At 54.1% G+C, this 19,204-nt stretch carries 13 protein-coding genes, 1 rRNA gene and 2 pseudogenes; 8 read left to right on the top strand and 8 right to left on the bottom strand.

Annotated elements, in window-relative coordinates; translation table 11 throughout:
• Nucleotides 1-79: ribosomal RNA gene (gene rrf, locus VI340_RS17810) — 5S ribosomal RNA — on the top strand; the annotation flags it as partial.
• 526 nt (nucleotides 80-605) lie between these two features.
• Here the strand turns inward: rrf and VI340_RS17820 are convergent.
• Nucleotides 606-860 (bottom strand): hypothetical protein, encoded by a 255-nt coding sequence (locus VI340_RS17820; protein ID WP_336358873.1) that lies wholly within the window; start codon nucleotides 858-860, stop codon nucleotides 606-608.
• A gap of 67 nt (nucleotides 861-927) precedes the next feature.
• Entirely contained in the window at nucleotides 928-1,050 is a 123-nt protein-coding gene (locus VI340_RS17825) for a hypothetical protein (protein WP_336358874.1), read from the bottom strand.
• Nucleotides 1,051-1,307: 257 nt separating this feature from the next.
• On the opposite strand from VI340_RS17825, the gene VI340_RS17830 reads away from it, so the two are divergent.
• Together VI340_RS17830 and VI340_RS17835 are read left to right on the top strand one after the other, a co-directional pair.
• The gene (locus VI340_RS17830; protein WP_008311452.1) at nucleotides 1,308-2,180 is read left to right on the top strand and encodes a ParA family protein; all 873 of its coding nucleotides are present in this window, start codon (nucleotides 1,308-1,310) and stop codon (nucleotides 2,178-2,180) included.
• Nucleotides 2,177-2,572 carry a hypothetical protein gene (locus VI340_RS17835; protein ID WP_008311451.1) on the top strand — a complete coding sequence of 132 codons (396 nt, stop codon included), beginning with the start codon at nucleotides 2,177-2,179 and terminating at the stop codon, nucleotides 2,570-2,572. Before VI340_RS17830 ends, VI340_RS17835 begins: the two co-directional genes overlap by 4 nt.
• 74 nt (nucleotides 2,573-2,646) lie before the next feature.
• Here VI340_RS17835 and VI340_RS17840 read toward each other — a convergent pair.
• Nucleotides 2,647-3,280, bottom strand: a pseudogene (locus tag VI340_RS17840) (IS6 family transposase).
• A gap of 128 nt (nucleotides 3,281-3,408) precedes the next feature.
• On the opposite strand from VI340_RS17840, the pseudogene VI340_RS17845 reads away from it, so the two are divergent.
• Nucleotides 3,409-4,815, top strand: a pseudogene (locus VI340_RS17845) (transposase).
• A 1,018-nt stretch (nucleotides 4,816-5,833) separates the two neighbouring features.
• Here VI340_RS17845 and VI340_RS17850 read toward each other — a convergent pair.
• Both VI340_RS17850 and VI340_RS17855 read right to left on the bottom strand, forming a co-directional pair.
• Nucleotides 5,834-7,768: an ABC transporter ATP-binding protein gene (locus tag VI340_RS17850; protein WP_336331116.1), complete on the bottom strand. Its 1,935-nt coding sequence runs from the start codon at nucleotides 7,766-7,768 to the stop codon at nucleotides 5,834-5,836.
• A gap of 58 nt (nucleotides 7,769-7,826) precedes the next feature.
• Nucleotides 7,827-9,680 (bottom strand): IucA/IucC family protein, encoded by a 1,854-nt coding sequence (locus VI340_RS17855; RefSeq protein ID WP_336358875.1) that lies wholly within the window; start codon nucleotides 9,678-9,680, stop codon nucleotides 7,827-7,829.
• Between the two features lie 298 nt (nucleotides 9,681-9,978).
• Between VI340_RS17855 and glnA2 the strand changes: the two genes are divergently transcribed.
• The 4 genes from glnA2 (at nucleotide 9,979) to VI340_RS17875 (ending at nucleotide 15,912) form a co-directional block, all read left to right on the top strand.
• Nucleotides 9,979-11,328 (top strand): gamma-glutamylputrescine synthetase, encoded by a 1,350-nt coding sequence (glnA2, locus tag VI340_RS17860; RefSeq protein ID WP_336358972.1) that lies wholly within the window; start codon nucleotides 9,979-9,981, stop codon nucleotides 11,326-11,328.
• A gap of 137 nt (nucleotides 11,329-11,465) precedes the next feature.
• The gene (locus tag VI340_RS17865) at nucleotides 11,466-12,857 is read left to right on the top strand and encodes a diaminobutyrate--2-oxoglutarate transaminase family protein (protein ID WP_049942993.1); all 1,392 of its coding nucleotides are present in this window, start codon (nucleotides 11,466-11,468) and stop codon (nucleotides 12,855-12,857) included.
• Between the two features lie 2 nt (nucleotides 12,858-12,859).
• Nucleotides 12,860-14,683 carry an IucA/IucC family protein gene (locus VI340_RS17870; protein WP_336358876.1) on the top strand — a complete coding sequence of 608 codons (1,824 nt, stop codon included), beginning with the start codon at nucleotides 12,860-12,862 and terminating at the stop codon, nucleotides 14,681-14,683.
• A 38-nt stretch (nucleotides 14,684-14,721) separates the two neighbouring features.
• Entirely contained in the window at nucleotides 14,722-15,912 is a 1,191-nt protein-coding gene (locus VI340_RS17875) for an ABC transporter substrate-binding protein (RefSeq protein WP_336358877.1), read from the top strand.
• Between the two features lie 14 nt (nucleotides 15,913-15,926).
• Here VI340_RS17875 and VI340_RS17880 read toward each other — a convergent pair whose 3' ends face one another.
• The 3 genes from VI340_RS17880 to VI340_RS17895 form a co-directional block, all read right to left on the bottom strand.
• On the bottom strand, nucleotides 15,927-16,832 hold the full coding sequence (locus tag VI340_RS17880; protein WP_336358878.1) for an NAD(P)/FAD-dependent oxidoreductase: 906 nt from the start codon (nucleotides 16,830-16,832) through the stop codon (nucleotides 15,927-15,929).
• A 1,078-nt stretch (nucleotides 16,833-17,910) separates the two neighbouring features.
• Nucleotides 17,911-18,477, bottom strand: coding sequence for a hypothetical protein (locus VI340_RS17890; RefSeq protein WP_336358879.1), 567 nt, complete (start codon nucleotides 18,475-18,477; stop codon nucleotides 17,911-17,913).
• A gap of 157 nt (nucleotides 18,478-18,634) precedes the next feature.
• Nucleotides 18,635-18,841, bottom strand: coding sequence for a hypothetical protein (locus tag VI340_RS17895; RefSeq protein WP_049942843.1), 207 nt, complete (start codon nucleotides 18,839-18,841; stop codon nucleotides 18,635-18,637).
• Nucleotides 18,842-19,204: the final 363 nt, after the last annotated feature.

Below are 19,204 nucleotides of genomic sequence, written 5' to 3' on the forward strand. Positions count from 1 at the left end.
ACACGGAAGATAAGCCCGCCAGCGTTCCGGGGAGTACTGGAGTGCGCGAGCCTCTGGGAAATCCGGTTCGCCGCCACCATTCATACCTTATTCACTCATCGAAGAGAGGCATCTCTCTCGAGTGGGCCTTCCGTATTTCTAAGCAACTGACCCACTCAATGAACAGATAGCTTTCGCACTCTGTGAGTCGTCTGTGGCACGCTGGTAATTATCCAACTATCAGTGACTGGCTCGCTGGTTGGTATCGCCCTACCCGTTATTACTCAATACATGAATTATGAATTGTATGTCGAAAGCCGCCGGGAGACCCAGAACGGGCTATCAATGGTCTGCTGTCGATTGCACAACTGCTGGAAGAGCCACGCTTGGCCCGACTCTACACGTTCGTCCTTACGTAACTAGGTTGTCAGTGAGGCAGGTTCTGCCTTCGTTCCTATTTGAGCCTCTCGCAGGTGTACCCAGTAGTGTAGAATGTACGTGCCGATATCGAATTTATTGCCCTGTTGAACCTCTTTCGGGGATAACTCCCGCACCTAACAACAAGCTAGACCCGCAACGATTGTTTGACCGATTTCAAACATCACTGTTTCCGGAGCAAAACCGCGTTATGACGGACCAACCGGCGCCACGTACTGACTCTTTACCTGCTCGCCTTCGCGCCACTGCAGGTAGTAGTATTCCCGATCGTCGATAGTTTTCACAGTCAGCGTGCCCTTCGGGCGTGCGATCTCCGCTGCCTCGTACGCCTCGTTGATCTTCTCGTTCCACTCGTCCGCATCCTCGGCCCACTCCTCGGGCGCGTCGACGGCAACCGCGTCCTCTGTCTTGCTCTCCCCGAGCGCCTCGGCTATAGTAGCCATTGAAACGATTTACACACTGATCGCACTGCCGTCGTACGATCAGGTGTGCATTGATTTTCAATGGCTACTATAGTTCGTTGACGGCGGTGACCGCGTCGTCGTGTGCATCCCGAGCGTCCTGATCGATTACCTCGACGTCGATTTGCTCCAGCACCGACAGGGCTTGGTGGGCGTAGTCTTCGTCGCTCATACGCTAACCAACAACAGCGGACCAAATAGGGTCTGTGTTGGTTAGCCAGACACGCCGCCATTGATTTGTTCTCATACCCTACCACTTCCAATGCAGTACTACCAAATGTTACTAATCTTATTTATAAATGTTAATTACTCACATTAGCTACTAACAGTAGTCACTAAAAATAGTTACTACCGTTATTAGCGAATACTAGTAACGAGGATTAGTAACATACAATAATTATTAGTAGTAGCAACACGCAGATGTAACACATGCTGGCATATACGGTGTATAGCGAGGCTGGCGGCGTCGGCAAAACGACGACCGCAGCAAATCTCGCCCACGCCCACGCGTCAAACGGACTCAAAACACTGGTTATCGACCTCGACCCGCAGGAGGCCTCGCTTTCCTACGTCTTCGGCGTCGACGACGATCGCGATGACGGCGAAGCTGACAACCTCGTCCGGCATATGGTTGGACGGGCGAAAGGCCCGTTCGAGGATCTCATTCGAAAGGACACAGGCGTCGACAATCTGGATGTCATCCCTGCCCACAACATGCTCTCAGGCCTGGACACGGCGATGCGTCGCGCCAAAGAGACTGAGGAACAGATGAATCCCGATGCCGAGTGGGTCGAAGAAGAGCAACTCTACCAACTACTCGGTCGCAACGGTATCCACGAAGAGTACGACGCGATAATCTGCGACCCGCAGGCATCCGAGGGCCAGGGACTGTATAACGCGGTCATGGTTACGCAAACGGTCCTCATTCCGGTCGAACTCTCGGGCAAAGGATCGCTCAGTATCGACGGTCTGGAGCAACTCGTCGACGGACTTGAGGGTAGCCTCGACATCGAAGTTGGCGTACTCGGAGTCGTCCCCGTCGCGTTCGGGGACACCACGGGCCAGCAGCAACATCTCGAAACGCTGCAGGAGGAGGTCAAGTACGACGTTCCGGCGGTATTCCGGAAGCGTGAGTCACTGATGCAGGAGATGTGGGACGCGCGGGCGACTGCCTATCAGGTGGTCGAAGAGGCGTACAAGGACGGCGAGAAGGGCGTTCGTCGTGTCCCCGATCGGGAGCACGAGACGCTCGAAAAGTACGACGACCTCGCAGTGGAGATTGAGGAGGCGTTCGACGCATGAAATCCGGCGCTGGCTCACCGTTTGAGGACGACTTCGACGAGGAAGAGGACACTGAGGAACTCGACAAAGCTGAGGTCGAACCCGAAACCGAACCCATCACCACGGATACGGAGACGGAATCCGACACGACCTCGGAGGCAAGCCATTCCAGCAACTCACTCCCGTACAAGTACCGCCGTGATGGCGTCCAAGACGGCCGGAGTCACGCAAATCTGTTCCTGCGAGAGGAAGCCGAAGCGCATGTTGAGGATGTCGTGGATGCGATGGAGGAAACCTTCGAATCTGAAACGGTCTACAAGATCGATGTGCTCGAAGCCATCGTCCTGGCTGGCAACGATCCCTCTCGAACAGTCGCAGACGAGCTGCGGAAGATGGGTTACGGGATGAAATAAACAAGAATTACCGCCGCGGAAAAACAAGCTTCAGGCACAAACAAAAATCTCAAACCGCCTAATAATCATCGTGTTCAGATAAGCTGATTCCATGCGAAGCTGAATGATTTGACCCAATCGTCGGCTGTTTCTGCTTCGGCGTTGCTGAAACAGTTTGAGAAACAGACAGTTCGGCGTTTTATCTCTCTGAAGACACGTTCAACAGCATTCCGATTTCCATGTTTTTCGTATCTGAAATCGAAGCTATGCCGTTGACACGCAGCTTGTAACGATTTGGAGCCATCGACGAGAAACACGGCGTCGTCGACGTCGTGTTTCTCACTGAGTTCGGTGAGAAACGAATGGGCTAGAACCGTCGTTGTAGTTGGTCTAAGGTTCGTATGAAGCAATTTATCCGTTTATGGAACGACAGCGGCGTACAGCCAATATTTCTCATCATTGAGTTGGATCACGGTCTCATCAACCGCAATGTGATCCGGTGATCGACCATCTTTGGGCTGTAAATCTGCCTTGTGAACCCAATTATGGACGGCCTTTCGACTGCGTTGGACGCCCAGCGAGTCGAGTAAATCGACGGTATTCGACAGCGACAGCCCCGCAACGTGCGCTTGAATACCCAACCATCGCTGGCTTGGGTGTCCGCTCGCGCTCCACAAAATCCAAATCAATCCAGTCTCTACATCCGCTGAGGCGTGTGATTTCTGCCATGGACAGCTGAAATCACTCTCGCCTCAGTTTTCACGCTTAACTGAACCCGACCGATAGGGCCGATATTATATATTTATGAACTGATCCGTTAATGCGATTCTTGAGTCTGTCGTGGCCAGTCTCTCGTAGTGGTTCCCAGTTTTGACTCTCAACGCAGTGTTTTTCGACGAATCGCACAGCAGTCATACGCGGAATGGCCAGCATATGATTCGACGCCACTCTATGACCGGAATTCTCTCGCCGGTCTGGAAGAAGACATCTGGACCGTTGCCTCCACATGGTTCGACCACGAGGCTCACTACTCCGTCGACGAGTTCGTATCTCACTACCCAGTAGCGTATGTCGAGTTTGGGCCACATGACCAGTATTATGGAGCTACTCAGTACGAAATGGCCCAACTGTTCCGACTGTTTCTGCTCAAAGAACTTCACGGCTGGACCCACGAAACGGCACTCCTCACGTACCTCACCCACCATCCTGAACTCCGTGAGCTATTAGGGATCGAGACGGTCCCAGACCAGTCGACGCTGTGGCGCAGTTGGCACAAACGATTCACTTCAGAGCTTCGTGAGGGGCTGGCTGCTAACGAAGGAGCCCGGAGTTTTGTCTACGAATCAACCCGGGGTCGAACGCCGTTGGGCCACGCCCATCGCGAGCACATCCGCGACCTGTCGATTGAACAGATTCGGGAGATGTACCGACGAGCCATAAATCGATTACTGGGTGAAGTGGCAGAGACGGAGGAGTTCTTCCGAGCAGGGATCGTTGCTATCGATATTACGGAAGCCGAACCATTTACTGGGGATCGGACTGGGCACGAAGACGAGATTATCGGCACGAAGGAGAAGACCGACGAGTATGCCTATCAGTGGGCGACAGTCCAGCTGGTCGGGAACGCTGCCCCAATCGTACTGGATGCGAGACCAGTTCGGAAGGGTGAGGCTCGTAAGGAAATCGTCGAAGACTTGCTCAACTCTGCCGAGGACCTCGTTCACGTCGATAACGTACTGATGGATCGGGAGTTCGACAGCCAACACATTCTGGAGATGCTCAGCCAGCGTGGACTGTCGTATGTCGTGCCCAAGCGGATGCAGACCAGCGAGAGAGCCCAAGCAAAGCGACTGCTCCAGCGGGGTCAGGACCGATACGAGACCGACCGCAAGCTCCATCTCGGGAAGAACGAGTGGCACGAGACAACGCTGATCTACCGACGAAAGGAGGACTCTGAACATGATGATCACCGGCAGTACTCGGTATTCATGACAAATACCAGCAGCGCCTATCTCACCGAGTATGGGTATCGGTGGGAGATTGAAAGCGGTTACAAATCGATCAAGTGATTCATGGCCGCTACGACATCGAAAGATTTTGGCCTCCGATTCTTCTACTTCGCATTCGCGTGTCTGTTGTACTCGATTTGGCGAGCAGTCGATTTACTGGTACAGGTCGAATTGACTGGTGAATACGAGCATTCGCCGATCGTAACAGCCGACAATACGCTGACGCTGTTGAAGAAGAAAACGGGAATCGGATAGTGAGGGGCTCTCTCCGTGTTAGCGCCGCGTCTGAGTGGCTACACTATCCAAAGTCTCGGAAATGCCTCAGATTAGTTTCTAGTTCAACGAGAATCCTCGTTTGGTGAGGGATCTGAAACAGATACCGCTCGTCGGCTCGCTCGAAACTACGCATCATAGCCCCGCTAAACCCCCTGTAGTCTCAACTTACAATTTACCAACCACCGTAGAGACATAAGTCCAGTACACGTCTCCCGCATCGACGGCTATCTGTCCCCTTCGGAGCGCTCAAAAACCGGACACGTCAACGGAACCACAATCGGGGGCTGGATCCATGACCTCACCGATACGGCCGGAGTTCCAGAAGAGATCGACGGCGTCGCACGGAAGCCGCACATGGGCCGGCGATTCTGGTACGACGCGTATTCGCGAACCACGCAGGATCTACTGGAACATGTTCAAGATATCGCTGACGAGCAGGGTAGCGCGAGTGCCAAAGTCGTGTGTAATGACTATTTGACCGATGAACGGAAGCGCGAACTCCGCGTGTGGGAACTTCCGGTATGCGACCGTGGGGTATTGGTCGGGCAGGCGGTTGCCTACCTAGCGGCTGGACTATTTGTCTTCCGGGTTGGGACAGCTAAAGCACGCAAACGGGGCGTTCTCGGGCACTAGTAATGGATGAGAAGCAGTGGCCGATAGTGTAATAGACCCAAACGCTGCACCGGTGCTATGTAATGACATACAATATTTCCGCATACTATAGCCTGGATTTACAAGTATAAACACCACCATCATGATATAACAAGCGTACACCTGTAAGATACGGTGATTTAATCGGTTCTAGGGTTCTTTCTAGCGGTTTCTCCAACAGACACTGTCGCTAAAAACGCCCCTGTGAGCCGGTAGTTCCACGGAATCTTATTGCAACGACCGCGGGATGTTCGATTTCTCCCCATCGCCAAGCAGGATCTCGGACCCGGATCACCAGAGTAATTACCTGACCCTTGACTAAACGCGACGTTTTGGGTAGGGTCGGTTACCTAGTTACGACAGAGTCGGTCGCAACATGACGCTCTAAACGCTCGGGGAGTTCGTCCATCTCTCCAGTCTGAATTCTCCACAGCATCGCGTACAACCCGTCTTCCTCCAACAAATACTTGTGGGTGCCGCGCTCGACTATCTCTCCGTCTTCGATGACCAGTATCCGATCTGCATCACAGACCGTTGAGAGACGATGCGCGATTGCTATCGTGGAGCGTTCCTCCGCAAGTTCAGTCAGACTCCGATTGATCAGCAGTTCCGTTTCCGTGTCAACACTCGCCGTCGCCTCGTCAAGAACGACGACATCCGGATCCTGAAGGAATACTCTGGCAAGCGCGATTCGCTGGCGTTGTCCCCCAGAGAGCTTCACACCGCGTTCCCCGACTTCTGTCCCGTACCCGTCTCGGAGATTCTCGACGAACTCGTGTGCCTGTGCCGCTCGTGCTGCCTGTCGGACGGCTTCGTCACTCGCCTGTGACTGCCCGTATCGAATGTTTTCCGCTACCGTGCCATCGAATAGGAATGGCTCTTGGTTGACGTATCCGATGGACTCGCGCAAGCTCCCTAGCGTCACTTCCCGAATATCGTGCCCGTCCGCTCGTATCTCTCCGCTCGTCACATCGTATAATCGTAAGAGGAGCTTCGCTATCGTCGACTTTCCTGCACCAGTCGGGCCGACGAGTGCAACGGTTTCCCCCGGATTCAGCGTGAACGAGATGTCAGCAAGTACAGGTTCGTCAGCGCTCGACTGAGGATTATTAGTCCCGTAAGCGAATGACACTGTATCGAACTCGACGTGACCATCGATGCTGTCGAGCACCGCTGCGTCGGGATTTTCGGTTACGTACGTGGGTGCTCGTAGTAGTCCACAGATCCGCTTCCCAGAGGCTTTCGCGTTCTCGTACCGGTCGACGACATCGGAAAGCTTCGCGAGTGGGGCGGTGAGCCGTTGGGTGAGTAACATAAATACGACGAATGTACCGACAGTGAGATCACCCGTTAACGGACCTGGTGGCCCGGTGAACACCCAAGTTCCTCCGACGACGAACGTTGCGAAGAGTATCAATCCGGTTAAAAACCGCATGCCAGGCCGGTAAACAACACTCAATCTGATTGCACTGATCGCATCGTCGTACAGATCTTTCGCCGCGTTATCGATGCGGTTAGCCTCGTATCCCTTTGCTGGCGCTGTTTTGACGAGCAGGCTGCCGCTGATCGCGTTCTGCAAACGAGTATTTAGATGCCCGACTGACGACCGCCAGCCGGCGTATCGTGGCTCGACCGCCTGGGTGAACCACCATGTGAAACCTATGAAAAGCGGGAGTGCGAGCAGTGTAATCACTGCGAGCTGGTAGTTGAGATGAAGAAGAATTCCCGTAACTCCGACGACCATGACACCGATCCGTACCATGTCTTGAAGTCCGTTGTCGAAGAACCGTTCCAAATTGGTCGTGTCGTTGTTCAGGATGGACATGACCTCCCCAGTGTCTACCTCCTCCTGAAACACCGTGTCTAACTCTTGGAACTTCCTGTAGCTGTCCGCTCGAATATCGTACATAACACCGTGGGCGAAATCATTCATCATATAGTCTCGGAGCCATGCCGTTAAAGCGACCAGTACGAGCGACCCGCCAACAAGCAAGGCTGAGAGCCAAAACTGACTCGTTGCGTCCGATGGCAACCAGGCACTGGGGACGAGAGGAAGTGTATACGCTCCCTCATTGTTAAAGACGGCGTCGATGGTTGTTCCCAGAACTATCGGCGTGACGAGCCCTGCTCCGCGTGAGACGACACTGGCGAACAATCCGAGTGCTAACCGTCGCTGCTTCGTCCGTCCATATCGAACGAACAGACTACGGAGAGGCTGTTCGATGTCCCGTCCGAGTTCGTCGATAGTGGACCCGTCCCCACCTGTGTTCTCCTCTGTCATGTATTCAAAACGCTGCTGCTATTGAACTCTTGGTTCTCGCAAGTCTGGTCAATGCGTATCATGTGAACTCAGCGAGTGGGTTGGGAACGGTACCGTGATGGCGTACTTTCGGGCGCGTATTGGTGTTCGTGTAGCCGTGATCCAGCAACCGATTCCGGTTGAGACAGTAGTTCCGGAACCGAGGTCTAAAAAGGTCGATTGCTTCGTACCGATCCTCGTATCTCGGGAACTTTTTGTGGTAGTTCTCGATGGTGTCCCGAACGTGCTGCCAGAAGGCTGTTTCGGTGAGTCCGTGGGTTCGCTCCAGCGCGTCAGAGACAAACCGGAACACACCGTCGAACAGCGTTCCCACGATTCGATGACAGAGGAGAATCGGTGGTTTCCGCTTCACGATACTGTGCGTGTATCGGTCATCGTCGCGGAGTTCTTCGGGGAGCTTCTCGATCAGTTCAGGGAAGTCCCGGTCTATGACCGCAACCTCGTCAACGAAGTCCGTGATCGCAATCCGGGTGGGAACGTCGTCCTCCAGTATCAGGACGACATTCGTACCGTGCGGCATAAATACAAGACCATAGCGATAGAGACAGTGTAGAATTGGATTCAGCAGAGTCTCCAGAAACTCGGTGAGCCACGTCTCCGGTGTCATCCCCGACCGATCGACGAGTTTTGCCACGACCGGCGTCCCATCGAAGTCATCCTCGTACACTGCAGCCAGAGCTAGCGGGGACTCGCTGGCGTCTACTGAGGACGTGACGCTCTCTCGCCAGACACACCCGAGCAGCTCGTGAAGCTGGTACGGAGCGTCCTCGAGTTGGGTGAACTTGGGGTGTTCGTAGTTCGCACCTGCGATTTCTCCGGGAAGGACGAGGTTACAATTGGTTCGAAGATACGGATCGTCGTCTAGAATTGACTGTACGAACTCGGTCACTCGAGGGGCGGCTTCAGCTTGCTCACCGAGTATCCCACGGTACACGTTGGTGTTCAGCACGCGTATGGGGAGCTTCACATGCTTCTTCTCGGGATTCGAGACATTTGAGAACGTACGAATGGACTGCTGCGGGAGGTACGTATCGGGACCTTCACCGAGAGGGACGAGCAAGTCGTCCGCGATGTCGCCAGCGAACAGTTGGATAACGCTGTCCGTCCACTGCCAGTCGTGAACAGGAAAGAGAACGTAGTCGTCCGGATCGAGCCCGTCACTCGAAAGCCGTGACCTGAACGCCTGATACTGGTCCCCCAGTTCGTTCTCAAGGAGTTCTCTCTGTGATATCCCAGCAACCGACGTGAACGTGGCCCGATTCTCATGTGCCGCGACCCAGGAGAGTGTCCGCTTACGTTTCGCCTCGGGGGCGTACTTATGATAGTCGTCGTAATCGAACCCGACCCTGCCTTTGTTATACGTGTACTTGGGATGTCCTTCCAGTTCTCCTTCGACCATTGCGTAGGGGAGGTCAAGAATCGATTCATGCTCACGGTTATCTTTCGACGCGCGAACGTGTGTGTCGGCGACGAGTGTGTTGTAGTACTCTCTGAGGAGGCGTGCGAGAGTCGTCTGGCTGGTTCCCAAATACGCCTGGGCGTCGACCAGGAACTGAATCGGGTCGTCTGCCGGCTCCGGCTCAGTCCCTGCAAGACCGTCACGTCGAATGATCGAGTCACGACGGATTCGATAGGTTCCGAGTGCGCGCTGATGCGCGTCGAACTGGTACTTGATACCACCTGTCAAACGTATCACGTATCGAGTCCACTCCCCGGTGGGCTCGTCGGATTCTGCGGGGACGGTCCGTGTCTCCGTCGGAGCTAAAAGGCCCTCGCGGGTGAACTCCGCAAATATCTTCCGTAACATAGCCTCGTTCGCCCGCTTCCAGTGGTCGCTTCCGAATGTGGAGCGTACCGTGTCTGAGTACTCCATTATCTGTACTCCCCGCTCTTTGTGTTTGCAATCCGTCTGTCGCTCTTGCAGTGACTGAGTACGAACATCGTAATCGCCTAGTTTTAGGCTAGCCTAAATTATATATAAACCTTGTCCTGCAAGAACGGTGTGTTGTATGGACGGCTAGTAGCCATTGAAAATCAATGCACACCTGATCCACGAGGGCAGTGCGATCGTGTTTGAATCGTTTCAATTGTTACTATAGCATCGTGCATTTCACACTACAGCGCCTACTTTTTTAGGCTAGCCTAATAACATCTCCTATCGAGGAGTGCTGATGACAAAAGAACCAGCTATCCAGTCCCGATGTGCAGAGGAAGATATCGACCTTGTTCGGTTGCTCTTCGTCACACAGAGCGGCGCAGTTCGCGCGCAAACTGTTGACACGGCTAAACTGGACGAAGCAATCGAGAACGGAACGACCGTATCACAGTTGATTCAGATGTACAACGCGGTCGGGCGGAGAAACAAGGACGGACATCTCACGACTGTCGGGGAAGTTCGGCTCCGTCCGGACCCAGACACGTTTCGAGCCCTTCCCTACGCGGAGCGAACAGGAGTAATGTTTTGCAACATACAAACGCTCGGCGGGAATCCCTGGACTATTGACGCTCGTTCGTCCCTCCGTTCGTTCTCGCGCACCCTCGAGAGTAAAGGCTTGTCGCCACGAGTCTCCTTCGAGAGCGAGTTCCATCTGTTCGAGCGGAACCCAGAAGGCGGCGACCAGACTATCGGTTCGCCCGGCGCGTATCTCACAGAAAGCACGCGCGAAACACACGGGACGATCCTCCGAGCTATCGATGCTCTCGAGGAACAAGACGTCGTTGTGGAAAAGTACCATCCAGAGTACGCCCCCGGAAAGCACGAGATCGTGACAGGTCACCAGTTTGGACTCCGTGCGGCCGATGAGCACGTCCTCGTCCGTGAGACGGTCGACAGCGTCGCCCGATCTGATGGATACCGGGCCACGTTCTTACCTAGGCCGTTTGATAACGCGACGAATGGCTGCCACCTTCATGTTTCACTCTGGGATGGGGAGACGAACCAGTTCTACGACTCTGGGGAGGGGAGCCTGAGCCGGATAGGCAAGCAGTTCATTGCCGGTGTGCTAGAGCACGCACCAGCACTTACAGCCCTTGCAGCCCCCACTGCCAACTCGTACGCCCGACTACGACCGCAGAACGGTGCAGCAGGGTACGTCTGCTGGGGACAGGAGAACCGAGAGGCTTTGGTTCGCGTCCCGGCGCTTACCGCGGGCGATCAGAGTGGGAACTCGTTACGACTGGAATTCCGTGGTGCGGACAATGCGGTGAACCCCTATCTCTGCTTGCTGGGACTTCTCGGGGCTGGATACGACGGTGTTGATCGGGGTCTGGAGGTTCCCGAACCACTCTCCGTTGATCCAGGGAATCTCACTGCGGAGGAGCGGTCTAAAAAGTGTGTCGAGCGATTGCCCCGGACGCTTGGCCAGGCGCTTGACGAACTTGAGTCCGACGACGTGTTGCGGGACGTGCTCGGTGACGCGTTGTTCGAAACATATATACAGGTAAAACGCAGTCACTGGCGTGAGTTCGCGTACGACAGCGCACAATCGTGGGAGATGGAGCACCTACGAAGCGTGTATTAGGCTCTTACCGCTTAAGACAGACCCTTGCCACCTGATTCACTGTAACGATGTAGAATAGAATTACCACTGTCAGATTTCACCGCCATTGTTCAATCCCCCGACAGGCTTTTGTGTTTTTAGGCTAGCCTAAAACACGCATGCATCGAGAATCCAGCCGTTCAGGGAGAATCCCGCACCGAAGATACGAGCAATCTAATACCCAACTACGGCAGAGCCAAGAGAATAGAGAGTCCAGCGCGCGGACGTATCCGCGAACACTTCCCTTCGCAGTCGCACGAGCCAAAGGAGCGATACTTGTCGACGCCGACGGAAACGAGTACATCGATTGCTTGGCTGGAGCCGGGACGCTAGCCCTCGGACACAACCATCCAGACGTGGTTTCGGAGGTGGAGCGAGTGCTAGCCGAGGACCGGCCCCTCCACACATTAGATATCACGACCCCGGAGAAGGAAGCGTTCGTGGACGCGCTATTCGAGAGCTTCCCGGACGAGTTCTCGGACACGGCAAAAGTACAGTTCTGCTCCCCGGCAGGAACTGACGCCGTCGAGGCCGCACTGAAATTGGCGAAAACTGCGACCGGCAACCGAAGCGTCCTCGGCTTTCAGGGCGGGTATCATGGGATGACTAATGGTTCTCTCAGCCTTATGGGAGACACCGATGCGAAAGAGGCAGTTCCGGGGCTTATGCCAGGCGTCCACCACCTACCATACCCGGACCCATACCGTCATCCGTTCGGGCTGAAGGCAGGTGAACACGAATCTGTCAGCCGATTTGTAGAGCGAGTGATCGCTGACTCCGAGAGCGGCGTCACCGACCCGGCGGCGGCGATCGTCGAACCCGTTCAGGGAGAGGGCGGCGTCAATCCGGCACCCGACGAGTGGATGCGGAAGCTCCGCCGAATGACGCGTGAAAACGACGTTCCGCTGATCGTTGACGAGATACAGACCGGTCTGGGCCGCACTGGTGAGACATGGGCGTTCGAACACGCAGGAATCACTCCGGACATCGTTACCTGCTCGAAAGCGGTCGGCGGCGGTCTCCCACTGGCGCTTGTTGTCTACGATGAGAATTTCGACGTGTGGGAACCTGGCGCTCATGCCGGAACGTTCCGCGGGCACCAGCTCGCAATGGCCGCCGGCCGAGTAACAATACGGCACGTATTAGAGAACGACCTTGACGAGCACGCAGCGAAGATGGGCGAGCAGCTTCGAGAGGGACTCGACTCGCTAAACGCTCGCTTCGATGCGATCGGTGACGTACGTGGCTGTGGGTTGATGCTCGGTGTAGAGTTTGTCGACCAGACGGCGGACACTGACGATGGAGAGGTTCCCCCGCCAAACAGCGAACTTGCGTCGACGGTGAAGGCGGAGTGTTTTGATCGCGGACTCGTCATCGAAACCGGTGGCCGTGACTCAGCTGTCGCACGGTTCCTGCCACCACTCACTATCGACCAGAACCAAGTGAACAAGATTGCCGTTCGTTTCACCGAAGCCGTCGAAGCGGCGATAGACGAAACAGCCGGAGTATAATTATGAGCGACAAGAAGAGGTCACAGGGGCTCGGAGCAAACTGCAAAACGCCAGCAGAGCACGCTGAATCAGCTACCCTGCATGCACTACTGAACTGTTATCACCGGGAGACTGGTAATGGACGGATTATTTCCGGTGTGGAGGCGCCCATGTCGGTTCACAGTACTGAATCCATCCTTTACGTACCATTCACACAACAGGAGGTTGCGGTGTTTGCAGCGCTTCGATACGACTCTGAAACCGGTCGACACATATTTGACCTTCCGATACACGTCCGTCAAAAGGGCCAGACTTCTACAGTAGACGCTGGAACGCTGGCTGCGTTTATCCGCCGCGAGATTATGTTGTCAACGGGAGCAGATACGACCGAGGCGACCGATTTACTGCGACGTATCCTTGTCTCACAGCGCGAAATAGAGCGATTCATTCGTGAACGCAGTGACAACGCTGCTCACTTGGAGAAACTCCCCACTTTCATTCGAGCAGAACAGTCGCTCTGTTACGGTCACCTCCTCCATCCGACTCCAAAGAGCCGTGAGGGAATCGCGGAGCACGAGGTTGCCGAGTATGCACCGGAACTCCGTGGTTCGTTTCAGCTCGACTATTTTGCCGCTGATGCCGAGATCGTTTCACAATGGTCGGCACACGACGAGAGTGCAACCCAGTGGATCTCGTCGGGACTCCGCGAAGCGAACAGTATGATTCCGCAGCGAGCGGCGTCTGCTCTGAACGATGGAAGGTTACTTATTCCCGTCCATCCGTGGCAGGCTGACGCCCTACGCTCACGACAATACGTGGCGGATGCAATCGACACGGGACACCTGATCGATCTTGGCGAATTCGGTCCCACATTCTATCCTACCTCTTCTGTTCGGACGCTATGGAGCCCCGAAACTCCCTATATGGTCAAATCCTCGGTAGCCATAGAGATAACGAACGCCGAGAGAACAATACCGCGGTCGAAACTTCGGTTAGCAGTCGCCGCTGCCGAGCTTCTCACTACAGAGTACGCCGATCGGCTCAGCGATGCTCATCCGCAGTTCTCGATATTGGCAGACGCTGCTGCTGCAACAATCGATGTCGGCTCCGGAAGCAAATCGGGGTTCGAGATGATTCTTCGAGAAAACCCATTTAGAGGGAGTTCTACAGAGAATACTGCTACCGTCGTTGCGCTCTGTCAGGATCGACCGTCTGAGCCACCGTGGGTCTCACAGATCATCCAGCGAATAGCACAGCGGGAGGGTCGTCCGGCGTCAAAAGTAGCCCGGGAGTGGTTCCGTCAGTATCTGAGAACCGTAATTCACCCTGTTGTGTGGTCGTACTTCAAGCTTGGTGTCGGACTGGAAGCTCATCAGCAAAACACTGTAGTTCGACTGGATGAGGACGGCTGGCCAAAGGAAGGGTTCTATCGAGACAACGGTGGATACTGCTTCCCCAGATCACGGTACGATCTGGTCGATAGCTGGATTCCCGGCTTGGAAAATCGGGTAGAAACCGTTTGCTCCGACGAAATTATTGACCGTTGCCTGAGATACTATCTATTCATCAACAATGCATTCGGTGTGATTAACGCACTGGGCGTCGGCCGGGCTGCTGATGAAACTACGCTGTTAAAGGTTCTCCGCGAAGAGATAGCGTCTCTTGTGGAGATCGAGCCCGCAACTTCTGACCTTCTCTCAGTACTACTCGACAGCGATCAAATACCATGCAAGGGGAACCTGTTTACGAGGTTCGAGGGATATGACGAACTGGATTCGACTTTAGATGACGAGTCGGTCTACGTCGAAATAGCGAATCCACTCACAACGCCTTTTAGGCCGTCCTAAAACGCCAACGTTAAGTGAGATTAGGCTGGCCTAAAAGTATGGACGACAATAACGGTTCCCAGAAAACACCAACGCGGCGGGATATCCTCAAGTACGGCGGAGTTGCTACAGGTAGCGGATTGCTGGCGGGCTGTGCCGGTGTATTTGGATCTGACTCTCAATCCACTCCGGCCAATAATACAACGGAGGAATCAACTGAGACCGCTACTGAATCTACTAACTATTCGGTAACGATGGAACCGATGGGTGAGGTAGAGTTCGACTCAACTCCTGATCAGTGGATTGCCTACGACGGTAGCTACGCTGATATGGGGGTCGCACTGGGCCAAGCCGACGGCATGACCGGTATCGGAGGCGCTGACCGATACTACACACATCTGTACAACGAAATACCAGGCGTGGAGATCGATACCGAACCTATCGAGAGTTATCCAGAGGTCCGGACAAAGGAAGAATTCTACGAACTTGACAACGATGTCCACCTATACGATCCGCAAATGCTCATTAATTGGTTCGACTGGGACGAGTCGGACATCGAGGAAATCACCACGAACGTTGCCCCGTTCGTGGGGAACTTGATCTTCCGTAGATCGGACGACTGGCACGACTACCGATACTACACGTTGTACGAGGCCTTCGAGAAGGTCGCACAGGTGTTCCAAGAACAAGAGCGCTATGCGGCGTTCAAAGAACTCCACGACGAGTTCATCGCGGACATACAGAGCCAACTCCCGACAGCCGATGAGCGACCGAATGTCTTCCTTACGTACGGTGTCACGCAGGAACCAGATGAGTTCACACCGTATCGGCTCAACGACCAGGGGACGAGTAAGAAGCAGTGGCGTGACCTCGGCGTGAGCGACGCACTCGGCGGGACGGACATCGAGAATCAGAGCACTACGGGGAACATGGACCTCGACTACGAAGGGCTACTCGATTTGGACCCGGACGTGATTCTGTTCCGGAATTTCGCCGAGATGTCGGTCGAGGAGTTCCGAGATACCATCCTCGCATATATGGAAGATCATCCAGTCGGCAGCCAACTGACGGCCGTCAAGAACGGTCGCGTCTATCGTGGCGGATACCTCCATCAGGGACCGATCCACAACTTGTTTTTGACCGAACAGGCCGCGAAACAGATTTACCCCGGCGTATTCGGGGACGTGACGGACGACACGAAACTGTTTGACCGGCAGCGCGTCGCGGACATCGTCAACGGGGATTTCTAGAGTCCGGTCTCAAACTACTGTTGCTCGTCGTCCAGTCCAGACGATCGTTCCGCTTTGATCTCCTCGGCCCGTTCGAGTACCGCATCGTCGTCGATGTGCTCTACGAGATGCTGGTGACCATCCCGACGTCGCTTGCGCTGTTCGGATGGTGAGATCGCTTGCTCCACCTTCCGCTCGACGTACTGTGACTGTAGCTCATCGAAGCGTGCCTCGGAGAGGTCGGCGTCTCCAACCCGTTCTGGGAACTCCTTCCGGACGTGTGCTTCCCAATCACCGTCGATGACAGACCCTTCAATGAACACCCAGTCAGTGTAGTGAGTTGCGAGATCCTCGGGCAAGCCCTCATCACGCCGCACGTCATGGATCAGTCCGAGCGCAGTCTCGCCCGCTTGTCCTGCGGCGACCACAGCTTGGTCCTCAGCCGTCCCAAGTCGACCAGCAAAATAGAGTCCATCTACCGATGTTCGACCGTAGCGTTTGTGCTCTTCCCAATTGATATCGACTTCCCCGTCGTCCCCCAGAAATTCTCCCTCGTCAAGTGTTTCGAGCCACTGTCGCCCGTACTTCGCCGCTGCGACGAGCGATTCAGTTGCATACTCGTCTCCCGTTTCAGTCTCAATACGAAAGCCGTCTTCTGTCTGGGTTGCTTCTACAGCCTTCTCACGCGTGATTTCACAGCCGACTCGCTCGGCTTGTGCGTGCAAAAGTTTCTGGAATGTTGGCGTATCGATTCCGGCAGGGAAGCCAGGAAAGTTCTCCAGATGTGCGATCCGGCCCAGTGATGACCGACCACGATCTAGGATTAGTGTGGAGAGTCCGTATCGACTCGTAAAAACACCAACTGTAATTCCCCCGACTCCTCCGCCAACAATAACAACGTCGTATTCTCCAGTCACTACCTTTCGAGACTCCTTCGGCATGAATATATTAGGCTGGCCTAAAAGTAAACTTCTTCGATTTACTATTTATTATATGTCAAGAGGGGTTCCCGGAGCCAGTACCTCTGTGAGGGGTTCAACTTGGTAATGAGAGTTGTGGGCCACGTCGAGCTGTCGCTGTAGAAGGGTGCCGCGGTAGCGTCACCCGATACGTTCGTATAGTAGCCATTGAAAATCAATGCATACCTGATCGCCCGACGGCAGTGCGATCAGTGTGTAAATCGTTTCAATTGTTACTATATCCGAAGTACTGAGTTCAACGGCAAGCAGTGTAAGCTTGCTGTGGACAGTCAACCGGTAGTGTTTAGTTTAGAGGGTTGTGTCAGCAAGCGAAATTCTAAAGCCAATTTCCAGCGGTGCTCGGTTCATCGTGTCACAAACATATGAAAACGGAGAGTTTCTTTGTCTTATACTTTGGCTTATATATTCGACAGCAGTCCGATTTCCATAGTGTTCTATCAGAGATCGGTCCCAACTCGTTGAAGTACAACTCAGGGATGTTTCGTATTCCCTACGAGAAACACAGAGGCTCAGCATCGTGTTTTGCTGTAGTCCTTTGAGAAGGATTTCTGTGTTATCCGTTGTCATGGCCCAAGAAAGCCGCTATGGAGAATATTGCATCTTTTCGGACTCGTAGCGTTTATGAGAGCCCGCTTTTGTCCACCCCATCAGAATGGGATAGCCGCTCTGAGGACGGCCTACAGGTAGAACTGCTGATCGGTGGTTCCGCTGGTTACAGGAGAAACTATTACCTTCTCATATATACTTTCATAATGTCACTTTCAAGCATTCAGAAAGAATCAAAGTCGTCATATTTTTGTCGTACGGGAAAGGTTGGCTCAGTCTCGGGAGTTCGTGTGAGCGCTGTGTCCGCGTTGACGGATTTGCTCAAGCGTTGCAACAATCACGCCGACACCAATCTGTGGCGGAATCATACTCGCTCGGCCAGCAGAGGGCCACAAAATCCGACCGTCGGAGGGCACCACTCTGGGACAACTACTCGTGGCATGAACTGGTCAGTACAGACGAACCAATTATTGATGCTAACTGATCAGGAGTGCTAATCCGAAGCAGTCTCAACGCTATATTCATATCCAAGTTTCTCACGTAGCTGACGGAACGCCTCCAGTATCTTCTCTCCGTCTTCACCGGCAGGAATCTCGACGTGTGCTGGTGGAGTGGCACTCTCCGGATTCAGGACTCGCCAAACCGTTCGACGAAGTAACGACTCCTGGGATACCGGCTTCCAATCGAGACGTAGGCTATCCTCAGAAAACAGCACAGTCACCTGCTTCAGTCGTTCCAAATCATATGATGCGCTCTTCTCTTTATTGGAGCAATACAGCGAGTCCCATTTCAAATCATACGTGGTATCGTCAGTTGTCCAAGAGACAAGCCCGCCAAACGGGACAACAGCCGACCCTCGTACCGGATCGAGTGTCTCGTTCAATTCCTCAATTACTCCCTCGTGTCCACCCGCGTTGATTTCTCGGATATGGGTCTCATGCGGTACTGAGCGATACAGCCACGACTGGTCGGTCAAGACTGCAAATTCGTCGAAGTAGAACAGACGGTCCGTCCACACGTCAGTATCACCGTCCGGGATTTCGAGTACTGACTCAATCACCACCCGGTCCTCAGGAAGCGACGCTCGAAATTCGTGATCCGAACGGACAAACATACATTTCGAGTCGGGAACCCGCACTATAGTAACAATTGAAACGATGTACACACTGATCGCACTACCGTCGTGCGATCAGGTGTGCATTGATTTTCAATGGCTCCTATAGCTCCCGTTGTACCGTCTCAAATTGACCGTGTTTTGGCTCAAGCTCTAGGTGGACAACGGTTCCGTAGCCCATCAGAACGCGAATCGCCCGGTTCTCGACTGTCACACCGCCGAGTTCGTCCCAGTCCTTAACACCGGATAGATTCCGAGAGACGAGTCTATGTGTCGGTTCTGCAGCATCGAACGTCTCTGTAAACCCCATTGTTGTCGCGTACTCCCGGGGTTATTAAAATCCTCGGCAGTGATCTATGCTAATTCAGTTACAGTCAACACAGGGGAACTCTTTAGCGGGTCAAACTTCTGGTAGGACGTATGGAGGCAGTTCAACGGATGCTGTTTCGTGAACCAGACGGACGACGGAAGGGCCTCTTATTCTCACTCTTCTCGTTCATTTGCATCCTTGGGTGGGCGTATTTCGGTATTGTACTCAACGGCCCTCACAACATGCTCTTTTTGGGTATCGCGTTTGCGTTCTCTGGATTAGCCGAATCTCTTCCTCCGAGCCGACAACGTTCGGCAGGGGTACTGCGAATACTTGGTCTCGGTATCCTCGTTGTCTTCCTTG

Source organism: Haloarcula sp. CGMCC 1.6347, assembly GCF_037078395.1.
GTDB lineage: Archaea > Halobacteriota > Halobacteria > Halobacteriales > Haloarculaceae > Haloarcula > Haloarcula amylolytica.